Origin of the sequence: Cryobacterium sp. 10C3, assembly GCF_034314285.1 — a bacterium.
GTDB classification, from domain to species: domain Bacteria; phylum Actinomycetota; class Actinomycetes; order Actinomycetales; family Microbacteriaceae; genus Cryobacterium; species Cryobacterium glucosi.
This window is the reverse complement of sequence record NZ_JAVIWF010000002.1, coordinates 3,478,430-3,491,461: the sequence shown is the minus strand read 5'-3', so window position 1 is coordinate 3,491,461 and position 13,032 is coordinate 3,478,430. Positions and strand designations below refer to the sequence as shown.

The following is a 13,032-nucleotide window of genomic DNA, read 5'->3' as shown; positions in this document are numbered from 1 at the left end:
TGTGGGGAAACGAACCAGCCGCCGGGTCGGTCGCGACAGTCGCGACCGACCCGACGGCGGCACCGGTTGGCCTACTTCTTCAGCAGGGCCGCCTGGTCCTCAGGCGACATCTTCGCCGAGAGGTAGATGTCGCCGGGCAGGTCCTTCTTGCACTGCACGGTGCTCGGCTTTCCGCTCACGGAGTCTTCGAAGGCCGGGGCCTTGAAGACCGTGTCGGTCGGGAGCACGCCACCGGTCGCCTTCGCGACCGCGTAGTCGACGGCGAGTCGCACGTTGTCGTTTCCGGTGGCGACCGTCATCAGCTTGAAGTCCGGGTTGGCCGCGCTGTTGTCCGTGTAGAAGCAACCGAGGGAGTTTCCGTCAGAGGTGACGATGGCCGGCACGGAACGCCCGCTCTTCGCGAAGGCCGGAAGGGCGCCCACGAGCGACGGGCCGAAGTCCGAGACGATGGCGTCGATCTTCGGGTACTTCGCGATGTCCGCGGTGAGCACCTGCTGGGTGAGTGCCGGGTCCCAGTTGGTGACCTCGGGCGTCTCGCCGATGAAGACGTACTTCGGGTCGGTGATGACCGACTTCATGCCCGTCAGCTCGTCGACGGCCTGGCTGTTGCCCTTCGGCCCGCTGATGAAGAGGATGTTGCCGCCGTCGGGGAGGTTGGTCTTGAGCCAGTTACCCCAGTTCTTGCCATCGGTCACGAAGTCCGCGCCGATCCAGGCGTCGTAGTCCACGCCGTCCTTGCCGCCCGGGTCGACCCGGTAGGGAACGGTCACGACGCCGGCCTTGTATGCGCTGCGCAGGGCGGGCAGCATGGCCTGGCCGGCGTCCGGGAACACGACGAGGGCGTTGACACCCTTGGCGACCATGCCCTGGATGTCCGAGATGGCCTTCTGGGTGTCGCCCTGGCCGTCCGCGTATTCGTAGCTTGTGACGCTCGGGCACAGCTTGGCCTCATCGGCACCGGCCGCCGTCGTCACCAGGCGCCAGCTGTTTCCGCCGAAGCCGTCGAGCAGACCGAGGGAGATCTTTTTCGGACCACACCACGACGGTGCTCCTGCCACAGAAGTTCCGGCATCCGCCGTCGAGCCGGAGCCCGAGCCCGATGACGTTCCGCTGCAGCCCGCGAGCGCCAGCGAAGCTGCGGCGAGGGACATGACGAGCATTGCGAGACTCTTGGGACGTTTCATGTTTGATTTCCTCCATTGTGAGAGCGACGCCTCTGTCGCACTATTTCGACCGCTCCGTCGAAAACCTTGTCCCCGGTGTGTAGCAGTCATGCCGGGGTGCCGATCCGGGGGACCTGCGGATGAACCTCTGGCGGAATGCCGCCCAGTCCACCGTGTACAGTGCCACGCCGACGGCGAGCGCCGCCGCCTGCACGAGGGTGCGCACCGCATAGGGCACGCCGAGTGACAGCACGAACTGGTCGAGCTGGCTCAGAAACAACGCCGCGATGACCGTGGCGACGGGATACCCGCGGCCACCCAGCAACGATGTGCCGCCAAGCACGACGACCGCGACCGCAGGGAGCAGGTATGCGTCGCCCTGGAAGGCAGTGGGCTGGTTGGTGATGCCGGCGAGCAGAATGCCGGCCAGGCAGTACAGCAGCTGGGCCCACACGAAAGCCAGCGACTGATGGATCGTCACGCGCAGGCCCGTCGCACGGGCAGTCAGCGGGTTCGCCCCGACGGCTTCGAAACGCCGCCCGGCTACCGTGCGCTTGACCATGACGGTCACGAGCGCCAGCGCGGCGAGAGCGAAGAATGCTGAGTTCGGGATGCCCCAGGTCAGGCCGCCGGCGATTCCGGCCAGCAGGCTGGTCGTGCTGCGCGGCGTGCCGCCGGAAATGCCCAGGACGGCCCCGAAGAGCAGTGCGTTCGTTCCCAGGGTGGCGATGATCGAGTTGAGTCCGAGACGGCCGACCATGAAGCCATTGAGCAGGCCGGCCCCGATCGCGTAGGCCAGCGCCAGAACGACCGCGGGCAACAGCCTGCTGTTGTCACCGTCCGGCTCGTGGCTGACGATCACGATGGCGAGCGACACGGCGCCGGGGATGGAGAGGTCGATTCCGCCCTGCTGCACGACCAGCATCTGGCCGAGGCCGACGATTGCAAGCACGGCGGCGAAGGGGATCATCCCGAGCACAGCCCCGCCGGAGACGCTCGTCGGCGCGACAAGGGCGCAGACCACGAAGAGCAGCACCGTGGATACGCCGACGGTGACGAATCCCTTGGAGACGACAGGTCGCGAACTGAGTAGCTTCGCCGGTTCACGCACCGTTGCGTCGATCATGCTTTCTCCCAACAATTCTCACCGGGCAACGTCGATGTCACGCGCTGTGTGTTGAGCGTCACTTTACAAAAGTCCTGAGCTGTTCACAAGTAGTTGCCGGTAACGATTCGAGAATCGGCAACGCCGAGGTTTGGGGAAGGTGGATCGTCCTCGACCACCGCGAAGGACCATCCCCCGCGATCCGGCGTGCGCGATCGGTGCACACTTGTGTAGTGACACTGTACAAAGCGATCCCGACGCAGCAGAATGTTAGTCGAGTGACAACACGACGACAGCGACCCGCAGTGCGGCGGGACGCAGAGGAGAGAGTCAGATGGCCTTCCAGGTTCTCGGAGTGCACCACGTCGGAGTGACGGTGCGCGACATGAAGCGTTCCTTCGAGTGGTACTCGCGAATGTTCGGGCTCACTCCTGGTCCCGTCAGCGAGGGTTCGGGAGAGGCACTCTCCCGCAGCGTCCAGGTGAACGATGCCGCGCTGGCATTCTCGATGATCATGATCGGGAACACCCGCCTGGAATTCCTGGAATACCACAACCCGGAGGGGCGCGACTTCGATCGAAGCAATGGTGATGTCGGCAGCGCGCATGTGTGCCTCGAAGTGTCGGACCTCGACGCGGCATACCGGGACCTGGTCGAGAAGGGCGCGGTATTCAACGCACCGCCCGTCACTCTCGATTCCGGCGCCCTGATCGGTTCCAAGTGGGCCTACCTGCGCGACCCCGACGGCATCCAGCTGGAAATCTGGGAGTCGCCCGCCTGAGCCCGCCCCCACACCTCCCCTTCCTCGCGAAAGCGGGTGAGCCGTCGTTCTGAGCGCGGCAGAACGACGATTCACCCGCTCTCGCGGAGGCGAACCGGACTGCGTGCACGGCACCGCATCGGAAGCCAGTACTGTTCAAGTGTCGACCGGCACCAATGCCCGGCAGTTGGGGGAGCGGTGGTGCGCGTCAGCCGTGACAGTCGGGTCGTTTCCGCCCTCGTCGCCCTGGTGACCCTCTTCTCCCTGGTCCGGTGGTACATGCTCGACCTGTCGGCCGGCGCAGCGTTGCCACACGACGTCATGAAGCCGACAACGATCGTTGGGCTCCTCGTTCTCGCGGTCGCCCTCGCCCTCGCCGACCGCCCGGCGGTCGCGACAGCGCTGGGCGCCGCCGCGACCGTCATCGGCGGACTGACCCTCGCCGAATACGTCTCGGGCGTTGGCCTGGGCGTCGACGTTCTCCTGCCGGGGCTCCGCCTCGGTGGCTCGCCACCAAGAATGGCGATCGGGACCGCACTCTCCCTCGTGCTCCTCGGACTCGCCTTCTGCCTCCGTGGCGTGGCGGGTGCCGCCGTCACCGCCGGCTTCGCCGTTCTCACCCTGTTGCTGGTGCTCCTGACGATCCTCAGCGCCGCTTACGGAGTATCGGCCGTGAGTGACCCCGGCCGGCCGCTGAACATCTCCACGCTCACCGTTCTCTGCGTGGGCGCGATCGCCGCGGCCATCCTGTACGAACGACCGGATATCGGGCTGGTCGGCCTGGTCCGCGACCGCCGGAGTGCGGGCCGGCTACTCCGAAGCGGTCTCCCCATTATCATTCTCGGTCCGTTCTTTCTTGGTTGGCTGCGCCTCTGGGCCCAGCGAGAAGGCTGGTTCGACGCCGAATTCGGCAACGCGCTGCTCGTCTCGTCCACCATCGGGCTCGTCCTCGGCGTCGCCTGGATCGCGGCCGGACGGCTCCGCGCGCTCGACATCCAACGGGACGGCGCTTTCGACGCCCTGGCCGTGGCCAATGCAACCCTGGAGAGCGCGGTGCACGACCGTACCCGCGAACTGGCCAGGACCGCCGAGCGACTGCACGCGCTCATCCGCATCGCGCCCGTCGGCATCGTGCAATTCGACGCCGGCGGCGGCGTCGTCACAACCAACGAGCAGTGGATGCGAATGACCGGACTGAGCGTCGAGGCGTCGCGGGGAGATGGCTGGGGCCGGAACATCCACGCCGACGACGCGGAGCGGGTGATCGACGCGTGGAGGACGACCGTCGCATCCGGTGCCGCCTTTGAATCGACGTTCCGGTTCCAGACCCTGACCGGTGAGGCGAAATGGGTGCAGGCGAGCGCCACCCGGATTCTCGACACGACCGGCGTCACCGGCTACCTGTTGAGCGTCACCGACGTCACGGCCGTGCGAGCGGCGGAGGCGCGTGTGGAGCACCTCGCCTTCCACGACCCCCTGACGGACCTGCCCAACCGCCTGCTCCTGCTCGACCGGCTCGACCAGGCACTCCTCTTCGCCGCCAGGGCGCACCGTGGAGTCGGCCTGCTCTTCATCGACCTCGACCGCTTCAAGGTCGTCAACGACAGCCTCGGCCACCACGCCGGCGACGCGGTCCTCGCCCAGATCGCGGTCCGGCTGCGCGCGGCGGTCCGGGCCTCTGACACGGTCGCCCGGATCGGCGGCGATGAATTCGTCGTGCTCTGTCCCGACATCGGCACGGGCGCGGAGGCACGCCGGATCGCAAAGGCGGTGCAAGCCGCGGTGTCCCTGCCCATTGAGATCGGCGACCAGACCGCAATGGTCGACACGAGCATCGGCATCGCCGTCAGCACGGGTACCGAGGACGCCGAGACGCTGCTCCGGCAGGCCGACCAGGCGATGTACCTGGCGAAGGACCAGGGTCGCGCCCGGTATGAGGTGTTCAACGACGACCTGCGCGGGCGCATCCGCCGGCGGGTCGACACGGAGATCGGGCTTCGCACTGCTGTCGGACGCAGTGAGATCGAGACCTGGTACCAGCCGATCGTCGACCTGCAGAACCCGCGGGTCGCGGCCGCCGAGGCCCTGGCGCGCTGGCGGCGACCGGAAATCGGCATTGTCGCGCCGGGCGATTTCATCGCGATCGCCGAGGAGACCGGGCTGATCAGGGACATCGGCCGCGCGGTGCTTCGGCAGGCGTGTTCTGCGGCCACTTCGCTCGATGCCGATCAAGCCGTCAGCGTCAATGTCTCCGCGCGGCAGTTCGTGCGCTCGGACTTCGGCACCGTCGTTCGCCGTGCCCTCCTCGAGACCGGGCTGGCGCCCGGCCAGCTCTGGCTAGAACTCACCGAGAGCGCCGTTATCGACGTCATGGATTCGGCGACCCGCACGTTCGACGAACTGCGTGATCTCGGCGTCCGCCTCGCGATCGACGACTTCGGAACCGGCTATTCCTCGTTCGCCCAGCTCCGTTCGCTGGAGGTCGATCTACTCAAGATCGACATGACCTTCATCGACAACCTTGTCTCCTCTGACCGCGACCAGGCGATCGTACGCGGAATCCTGCACCTGGCCGATTCCCTCGGACTCGACGTCGTCGCCGAGGGAATCGAGACCAGCGAACAGCTTGAGCTCCTCCGCGATATGGGCTGCCGCTACGGTCAGGGTTATCTCTTCGCGCGCCCGCAGCCGGACATTTCGGTCGCGGTCCTCGTCCACTAAGACGACCGAAGGACGGTGCCAGCGCCCCGCGGGTGAGGTCAGTAGCGCTGGGGGGCAGGCGGTTCGTTGCCGAGGATCTCCTCGATCGCTGCGACCACCTCGGCGGTCAGAGCGGCCTTCGAGTCCAGGGCCGCGAGGTTGTCGGCCAGTTGTTCCTTCTTACTCGCCCCCAGGATCACCGTCGACACCCGCGGGTTGCGCAGGCACCAGAGCAGCGCCAGGTGCGTCAACGGCAGCCCGGCATCCGAGGCGACGATCGCCAGTCTGCGGACCTTCTCGAGCTTGGCCTTCCCGGCTTCGGATTCCCACTCCGCCCTGAGCCACTCGTAGCCCGGGAGGTTCATCCGGCTGTCCGAGGGAACCCCGTCGTTGTACTTGCCGGTGAGGACCCCGGAGGCCAGCGGCGACCAGATGGTCGTGCCGAGGCCGAAGGTGTCGTACAACGGCAGGAACTCGCTCTCCACCTTCTGGCGCGTGAACATGTTGTACTGCGGCTGTTCCATGGTCGGCGGCGTGATGTGCAGGGCACGGGCGACGGCGTGGGCCTCGGTGATCTGCTGCGCACTCCACTCCGACGTTCCCCAGTACAGCACCTTGCCTTGCATGATGAGGTTGTGCATCGCCCAGACCGTCTCTTCGATCGGCGTATCGATGTCGGGACGGTGGCAGAAGTAGAGGTCGAGGTAGTCCACCCGCAGGCGCTTCAGCGCGGCATGGCAGGCTTCGGTCACGTGCTTGCGCGACAAGCCCCGCTGCGTGGGCTTCGATCCGCCCCAGAAGACCTTCGACGACACGGCGTAGGAATCACGGTCCCAGCCGAGCTTCTCCAGCGCGGCCCCCATCAGGGCCTCCGATGCACCTGCTTCATAGCCTTCGGCGTTGTCGAAGAAGTTGATCCCCGAGTCATAGGCGAGCGTCATCAACGCCAGCGCGTCGTCCTCGCGCACCTGCTTGCCGAACGTCACCCACGACCCGAGGGACACCTCGCTGACCTGCAGCCCGGACTTGCCCAAACGGCGATACTCCATGTTCAATCCCTCTCAGTCGCGACCGGCCCGAACCAGACATCCTGGCGATCGGACCTCACTGGAACACTACGGCCCGCAGCTGCACGGATGCGCCGCGCGGCCCTCCGGAGCCGGGGCTACACTGTCGTCGTCGCGGGGGACGCACGAGAAACCAGACAACGACTCTCCGGAAGGTACGGGCCAGACATGCTGCACACCGACATCCCCAATCCAACGTCGATCCGGCAGCTGGCGGCCGTGCGGGAACCGTTCTGCGTCTCGATCTATCTGCCCACGAGTCCGGTTCCGACCGAATCCGAACCGTCCCGGATCGAGCTCCGCAACCAGGTTGCGGCCGCAGCCCGGCAGCTCACCGAGGCCGGGGCGGGCCGGGCCGCCGTCGAAGAGCTCGAGGACGCGATCGCGGACCTCATCCAGGACCGTCAGTTCTGGTCCTACCTGTCGCGGTCGCTCGCGATCTTCCACTACTCGGGCCACCTGCAGACGTTTCGGGTGCCCAACGTGCTCCCCTCCGTGCTCGAGGTGGCCGATCGCCTGTACATCAAGCCCCTGCTCCGGGCGATCACCTTCCCGCAAACGGCGTTCGTGCTCGCCGTGTCGCAGAATGCGGCCCGGCTGGTCGAGGTCTCGCCGGACGCGGGAGCATACGTCGTCGACGTGCCCGGCCTGCCTGCTGACGCGGCGAGCGCCGTCGGTCTTCCGTCGATCAGCGGCCGATCACCGTCCGGGCGCATCCAGGGCTCAGAGGGGCAGAAGGTGCGCCTCGCCCAGTATTCCCGATCGGTGGATGCCGCGATCAGGCCACTCGTGACGGGTTCGGGCCTGCCACTCATTCTGGCCACCGCGGAACCGTTGAACAGCATCTTCCGCGGGGTCAGCGGGTATCCGCTCCTCGCCGCCCCGACCATCGAAGGAAACCCCGACGAACGGACTCCCGAGGAGCTCGCGGCCGTCGCGCGTCCCGTGCTGGACCGGCTCTATGCCGCCCAGCTCGGTGAACTCTCCGATCTGATCGAGGCCCGTTTCAACGAGGGCCGCGGCGCCACCGACCTCAGCGATATCGCCCGTGCCGCCACCTACGGCGCCATCGACACCCTCGTTGTCGACATCGACCGGAAGATCCCGGGGTACGTCGACGAGGAATCCGGTGCGATCACCTTCGACGACGTCGACGACGCCCACAACTACGGCGTCGTGGACGAGATCGCCCGCCGGGCCCTGCTCTCGGGCGCGCGGGTGCTCGCGGTCCGCGCCGACGACGTTCCCGGCGGAGGGCCGGCCGCGGCCATCACCCGATTCGCCGTGTGAACGATTTCGCCAGGCGCGTACTTTTCGCTGATGCGGGAACATTTTCCGCCCGGACCTCGTTGTCGCGATCATGACAACTATCGGAATCATCGGAGCAGGAAACATCGGCAGCCAGGTCGCCCGCAAGGCGATCGAGAGCGGCTACGACGTCGTGATCAGCAACTCTCGCGGCCCGGAGACCCTCGCGGACCTCGTGGCCGAACTCGGCCCGAAGGCGACGGCCGGAACCGCCGTCCAGGCGGCAGAGGCCGCAGACGTCGCCGTCGTGACCGTGCCGCTCAAGGCATACGCGGACGTGCCCGTCGAGCCACTCGCCGGCAAGATCGTGATCGACACCAACAACTACTACTTCGAACGCGACGGCCACATCGACGCCCTCGACAAGGGCGAGGCGACCGTCACCGGCATGCTGCAGGCGCACCTGCCCACGTCCCGGGTCGCGAAGGGCTTCAACCACATCATGGCCGTCGACATCACCGGAGACGCGCACCCCGCCGGCGACCCGGCGCGGCGCGCGCTCGCGACCTCGTCTGACTTCGCGGATGCCTCCGACTTCGTCACGAAGCTGTATGACGAATTCGGCTTCGACACCGTGAACATCGGCCCGCTCTCCGAGAGCTGGCGCGTCGAGCGCGACCGCCCGGCCTACGTGATCCGCCAGAACACCGCCGAGCTCGAGGCCAACCTCGCGAAGGCCCCGCGCACGGTCTGACCTTCGCACGGTCTCATCGTCGGCCTCGCAGCATCCGCCCTACCGCGAGAGCGGAGTTTGGCCCTTAAACCCATGGTTTAAGGGCCAAACTCCGCTCTCGCGGAGACAGGACGGCGATCGTCAGCGGCGGCGCGCGGCCGGGGTGAGCTCGGTCGCTCCGTAGCTGTTGTCGTCGGGGTTCAAGGTGACGCCGGGGGCGACGAGAGCGTCGATCGCGTCGAGCACCTCGGTGGAAAGGATCACGTCCGCGGCGGGAAGCTGCGAGATGAGTTGCTCCATCGTGCGCGGGCCGATGATCGCCGAGGTGACTCCCGGGTGGTTGATCACGAATGCTATCGCCATCTGGATCAGTGTGAGACCGGCCTCGTCAGCGACCCGGGCGAGGGCGTCGACGACCTCGAGCTTCTGCTGGTTGGCGACGCTCGTCATATCGAAACGGGCGCTCGGGCGTGCCGCCGAGGTCGGGACGGGAGCGGCGTCCTTGCGCCACTTGCCGGAGAGCCACCCGCCGGCGAGTGGGCTGTACGTGAGGGTGCCCATGCCGTAGCGACGTGCCGTGGGAAGGACATCCTGCTCGATGCCGCGGACGAGGAGCGAATAGGGCGGCTGTTCGGTGACGAACCTGGCGAGGTTCCGGTCGCGTGCGGCCACCTGCGCCTCGACGATCTGGCTGCCGGAATACGACGACGAGCCGATATAACGGACCTTTCCCTGCCTGACCAGATCGGTCAGCGCGCCGAGCGTCTCTTCGACGTCCATCGCGGCGCTCGGGCGGTGCACCTGGTACAGGTCGAGGTAGTCGGTCCCGAGGCGGCGCAGTGAGCCTTCGACGGCCTGCATGATCCACTTCCGAGACCCGCCGCTCTGGTTCGGGCCCTTCCCCATCGGCATGAAGAACTTGGTGGCGAGGACGACATCGTCACGACGTCCCGCGAGGGCCTTCCCGACGATCTCCTCTGATCCGCCTCCGGAGTAGACGTCGGCAGTGTCGACGAAGTTGATCCCGGCATCCAGGGCGTGGTGGATGACCCGGATCGAGTCGTCGACGTCCTGGTTGCCCCAGGCGCCGAACATCATCGTGCCGAGGCACAGGGGCTCACTTCTACACCGGTGCGTCCCAAGAGGCGGTAGTCCATCTGGTTCTTCCTTTCGTTGGCGGGCTGGGGTTCCTCAGCCCACGTGGTGCTCATCGATCGACAGGGCGCGAGATTCCCGCGCCTCTGTCGCAGCCCAGCTCGCCAGGAGGCCGAGGGCGTCTGCGGATTTCGTGCCCGGCTCGGCGCCGTACACGAGCAGGGTGAGCCCCTCGTCCGTCACAAGCTGCATGGCCTCGTAGGTGAGTTCGAGGTCGCCGACCACGGGGTGGTGGAGCCGTTTCTCCCCTGACGTGTGTTGGTAGACATCGTGGGCAGCCCAGCGGATGCGGAACTCCTCACTTCTCGTCGAGAGCTCCCCGATCAGGTCGGTCAGGCCCTTGTCATACGGGTTCTTGCCCGCTTCCGCCCGGAGCGTCGCGACCGTGCCGGAAGCGATCAGGTTCCAGTCGGGCCAGAAGTCGACCGCTCTCGGATCGAGGAACGCGAACCGCGCGGTGTTGGGGGGCGTCAGCGGGCCGTCGAAGACCGGCGCGTACAACGCGCGCCCCAGAGCGTTCGTCGCGAGGATGTCCATCCGCCCGTTACGCAGCCACGCCGGTGCGGCGATCGAATCCAGCAGCATGATGACACCGGGGCGAACCCGGCTGACGGCTGGTCGCCGCCGCGTTCCGACAGAAGCATTGGCCGTCCGTGCCAGGTCGAACAGGTGAGCCCGCTCGGTTTCATCGAGCTGGAGAGCACGCACCAGGGCCTCGAGGACACTCTCGGAGACGCCGCCGAGGTTGCCGCGTTCGAGCCTGACGTAATAGTCCACACTCACCCCGGCGAGCATCGCGACCTCTTCGCGGCGGAGTCCGGCGACTCTCCTCTTCCCACCGAAGTCAGGCAGCCCGGCCTGTTCGGGCGTGATGCGTGCCCGCCGCGTCACCAGGAAGTCACGAATCTCGGTCTTGTTGTCCACGCCAAAACGGTACGTCACATCCCTCGAGGGTGGGAGGTCCTGCCAGTACCCGGAACGTCAGTAGGCGATGAGACCGTCACGGTCGCTGAACGTTCCGGTCGGACCGTCGTGACCGATCGTCGCCATCGCCACCGCAGCATCCGTGCCCTCGGATACGGTCTGCGGCCCGCTGTGACCGTTGAGATCGGTGGACGTGTAGCCCGGATCGATCGTGTTCACCCGCATCGACGGCAGCATTTTGCTGTATTGCAGGGTGAGCATGATCACCGCGGCCTTGGACGTCATGTAGCCGAGGCCGGCGATCGTCGATTCGACGCGGGCGGGGTCTGTGACAAAACGCGGGAACCCGAGCCCACTGGCGACGTTGACGATCCGGGCGTTGCCGGACGCTCTGAGCAGCGGCAGGGCGGCCCGGGTGACGCGGACGATCGAGTACACGTTGGTGTCGAAGACCGCGGCCAGGTCGTCCGCACCGAATTCGTCGACTCCGGCGTGCGAGCCGACGATCCCGGCGTTGTTGATCAGAACGTCCAGCTCGGGTAGTGAGGCGATCGCGGATGCGACGGACTCGTCGTCCGTGACGTCCAGCTGCAGGATGTGGGCGCCGAGAGCCGCAGCATCCGTGCCGTTGGCCGTGTCGCGCATGCCGGCATAGACGGTGTGTCCGGCCCGGAGGAGGCGGCGGGCGGTTTCGAGTCCGAGGCCCTTGTTGGCACCGGTGATGAGTGTTGTTGTCATGATTCCAGCCTGCGGGCGTGCCCGCGACACTTGCTGGGATTGCCAGTACCACCCGCTGCCCAGCCGGGAAGGGCAGAGTGGAGCCATGCCAGAACTCGCTTCCCTGCTTCGCGCGTGGCGCGACCGGATCTCTCCCGTTGAGGCGGGTTTGCCGTCCGGTGGAGACCGACGCTCGCCCGGGCTGCGCCGCGAGGAGCTCGCGATGCTCGCCAACCTCAGCGTCGACTACGTCGTTCGTCTCGAGCAGGGCCGCGCCACGCATCCGTCACCGCAGGTGCTCGGGTCGCTCGCCCGCGCGCTTCGACTCACCGACGACGAACGGGACCACCTGTTCCGCATCGGCGGGGTAGCGGTGCCGACGAAGACCATGGTCCCCCGGCACGTGACGCCGGGAGTTCGGCACATCGTCGACCGGCTCAGTGAAGTCCCCGTCGCGGTCTTCTCTGCCGCCTGGGATGCCCTGCTGGTCAACGACCTCTGGCTGACCTTGTTCGGTGAGGCTCCGGCGGCGGGACGCGGTTCCAACCTGCTCTGGAACCGGTTCGCCGGGGGCCCGTCGTTCGTCGAGCACAGCCCGGAGCACCTCGTTGAGTTCCATCGGGACCTCGTCGCCGATGTTCACGTGGCCTCGACCCGGTACCCGGACGACACCGCGCTCTCTGAACTCATCGCCGACCTGCGCGCGACCTCGGAGGAGTTCGAACGGTTATGGAGTTCGGCGACGTTCGGGGAACACCGCGAGTCCCGCAAGACCGTGCAGAACGCCCTCGTCGGCCCGATCACCTTCGATTGCGATGTCCTTGCGGCGCCCGGGAGTGACCTGAAGATCGTCGTGTACACGGTGGTTCCTGGCTCAACGGATGCTGCCAGGCTCGACCTCCTGCGGGTGAGCGCCATCCGGACGTTCGCCTGACCGCCCTGTTCTCGCACGGGGTCGGCCGGGTACGATCGTGAATCGACCTTTCAGGGAGTGCGCATGACAAACGAACCCACACCATTCGAAGTCCACGAATCGGGGGCCCTCTTTCACGGCACGAAAGCCGACCTGGCCGTGGGGGACCTGTTGGTGCCCGGGCGCGGGTCCAACTTCGAAGCGGGACGGACGACGAACTACGTCTACCTGACGGCGACCCTGGATGCCGCGACGTGGGGGCCGAGCTCGCGGCCGGAGACGGCCGCGGCCGGATCTACATCGTCGAACCGACGGGTGCCCTCGAAGACGACCCCAACGTGACGGACAAGAAGTTCCCCGGGAACCCGACCCTGTCGTACCGCACCACGGAGCCGGTCACGATCGTCGGCGAACTCGAGGACTGGACAGGGCACTCCCCCGACCGGCTCCAGGCCATGCGCGACGGTCTCGCCGAACTCAAGCGCCAGGGTCTCGCGGTCATCTACGACTAGGAGCGACCGGAGACCCCTACCGGGTACGCCACCAT

10 protein-coding genes and 2 pseudogenes are annotated in these 13,032 nt (G+C 66.9%); 6 read left to right on the top strand and 6 right to left on the bottom strand.

The features are described 5' to 3' along the window. Positions 1 to 71: 71 nt before the first annotated feature. Both RGU41_RS17525 and RGU41_RS17520 read right to left on the bottom strand, forming a co-directional pair. Positions 72 to 1,184: a substrate-binding domain-containing protein gene (locus tag RGU41_RS17525; RefSeq protein WP_134449132.1), complete on the bottom strand. Its 1,113-nt coding sequence runs from the start codon at positions 1,182 to 1,184 to the stop codon at positions 72 to 74. 40 nt (positions 1,185 to 1,224) lie between these two features. Continuing rightward, positions 1,225 to 2,289, bottom strand: a complete 1,065-nt coding sequence (locus RGU41_RS17520) for an ABC transporter permease (protein ID WP_322136950.1) — start codon at positions 2,287 to 2,289, stop codon at positions 1,225 to 1,227. A gap of 313 nt (positions 2,290 to 2,602) precedes the next feature. On the opposite strand from RGU41_RS17520, the gene RGU41_RS17515 reads away from it, so the two are divergent. Together RGU41_RS17515 and RGU41_RS17510 are read left to right on the top strand one after the other, a co-directional pair. After that, positions 2,603 to 3,049, top strand: a complete 447-nt coding sequence (locus tag RGU41_RS17515; protein ID WP_134449134.1) for a VOC family protein — start codon at positions 2,603 to 2,605, stop codon at positions 3,047 to 3,049. Between the two features lie 180 nt (positions 3,050 to 3,229). Continuing rightward, positions 3,230 to 5,749, top strand: a complete 2,520-nt coding sequence (locus RGU41_RS17510) for a putative bifunctional diguanylate cyclase/phosphodiesterase (protein WP_322136949.1) — start codon at positions 3,230 to 3,232, stop codon at positions 5,747 to 5,749. Positions 5,750 to 5,787: 38 nt separating this feature from the next. On the opposite strand, the gene RGU41_RS17505 is transcribed toward RGU41_RS17510, so the two are convergent. Beyond that, entirely contained in the window at positions 5,788 to 6,762 is a 975-nt protein-coding gene (locus RGU41_RS17505; protein ID WP_322136948.1) for an aldo/keto reductase, read from the bottom strand. 201 nt (positions 6,763 to 6,963) lie between these two features. Here RGU41_RS17505 and RGU41_RS17500 point away from each other — a divergent pair, with 201 nt between their 5' ends. Together RGU41_RS17500 and RGU41_RS17495 are read left to right on the top strand one after the other, a co-directional pair. After that, positions 6,964 to 8,085, top strand: a complete 1,122-nt coding sequence (locus tag RGU41_RS17500) for a hypothetical protein (RefSeq protein ID WP_134558329.1) — start codon at positions 6,964 to 6,966, stop codon at positions 8,083 to 8,085. 70 nt (positions 8,086 to 8,155) lie between these two features. Then, positions 8,156 to 8,797, top strand: coding sequence for an NADPH-dependent F420 reductase (locus tag RGU41_RS17495; RefSeq protein WP_134449138.1), 642 nt, complete (start codon positions 8,156 to 8,158; stop codon positions 8,795 to 8,797). Between the two features lie 120 nt (positions 8,798 to 8,917). Here the strand turns inward: RGU41_RS17495 and RGU41_RS17490 are convergent. From RGU41_RS17490 to RGU41_RS17480, 3 genes and pseudogenes are all read right to left on the bottom strand, one after another. After that, positions 8,918 to 9,933: pseudogene (locus RGU41_RS17490) on the bottom strand (aldo/keto reductase). 34 nt (positions 9,934 to 9,967) lie between these two features. Then, on the bottom strand, positions 9,968 to 10,855 hold the full coding sequence (locus tag RGU41_RS17485) for a helix-turn-helix transcriptional regulator (protein WP_322136947.1): 888 nt from the start codon (positions 10,853 to 10,855) through the stop codon (positions 9,968 to 9,970). Positions 10,856 to 10,912: 57 nt separating this feature from the next. Beyond that, positions 10,913 to 11,593: an SDR family NAD(P)-dependent oxidoreductase gene (locus RGU41_RS17480; RefSeq protein WP_322136946.1), complete on the bottom strand. Its 681-nt coding sequence runs from the start codon at positions 11,591 to 11,593 to the stop codon at positions 10,913 to 10,915. A gap of 85 nt (positions 11,594 to 11,678) precedes the next feature. Here RGU41_RS17480 and RGU41_RS17475 point away from each other — a divergent pair, with 85 nt between their 5' ends. Further along, a complete protein-coding gene (locus tag RGU41_RS17475) occupies positions 11,679 to 12,506 on the top strand; it encodes a helix-turn-helix transcriptional regulator (RefSeq protein WP_322136945.1) in 828 nt (275 codons plus the stop codon). A gap of 63 nt (positions 12,507 to 12,569) precedes the next feature. Further along, a pseudogene (gene arr, locus RGU41_RS17470) lies at positions 12,570 to 12,997 on the top strand (NAD(+)--rifampin ADP-ribosyltransferase). Positions 12,998 to 13,032 lie beyond the last annotated feature (35 nt).

What these genes read in the sequence shown, in the direction of transcription:
- RGU41_RS17520 (WP_322136950.1), bottom strand. Translation starts at nt 2,289, where the DNA reads ATGATCGACGCAACGGTGCGTGAACCGGCGAAGCTACTCAGTTCGCGA.
- RGU41_RS17480 (WP_322136946.1), bottom strand. Translation starts at nt 11,593, where the DNA reads ATGACAACAACACTCATCACCGGTGCCAACAAGGGCCTCGGACTCGAA.
- RGU41_RS17500 (WP_134558329.1), top strand. Translation starts at nt 6,964, where the DNA reads ATGCTGCACACCGACATCCCCAATCCAACGTCGATCCGGCAGCTGGCG.
- RGU41_RS17495 (WP_134449138.1), top strand. Translation starts at nt 8,156, where the DNA reads ATGACAACTATCGGAATCATCGGAGCAGGAAACATCGGCAGCCAGGTC.
- RGU41_RS17525 (WP_134449132.1), bottom strand. Translation starts at nt 1,184, where the DNA reads ATGAAACGTCCCAAGAGTCTCGCAATGCTCGTCATGTCCCTCGCCGCA.
- RGU41_RS17475 (WP_322136945.1), top strand. Translation starts at nt 11,679, where the DNA reads ATGCCAGAACTCGCTTCCCTGCTTCGCGCGTGGCGCGACCGGATCTCT.
- RGU41_RS17515 (WP_134449134.1), top strand. Translation starts at nt 2,603, where the DNA reads ATGGCCTTCCAGGTTCTCGGAGTGCACCACGTCGGAGTGACGGTGCGC.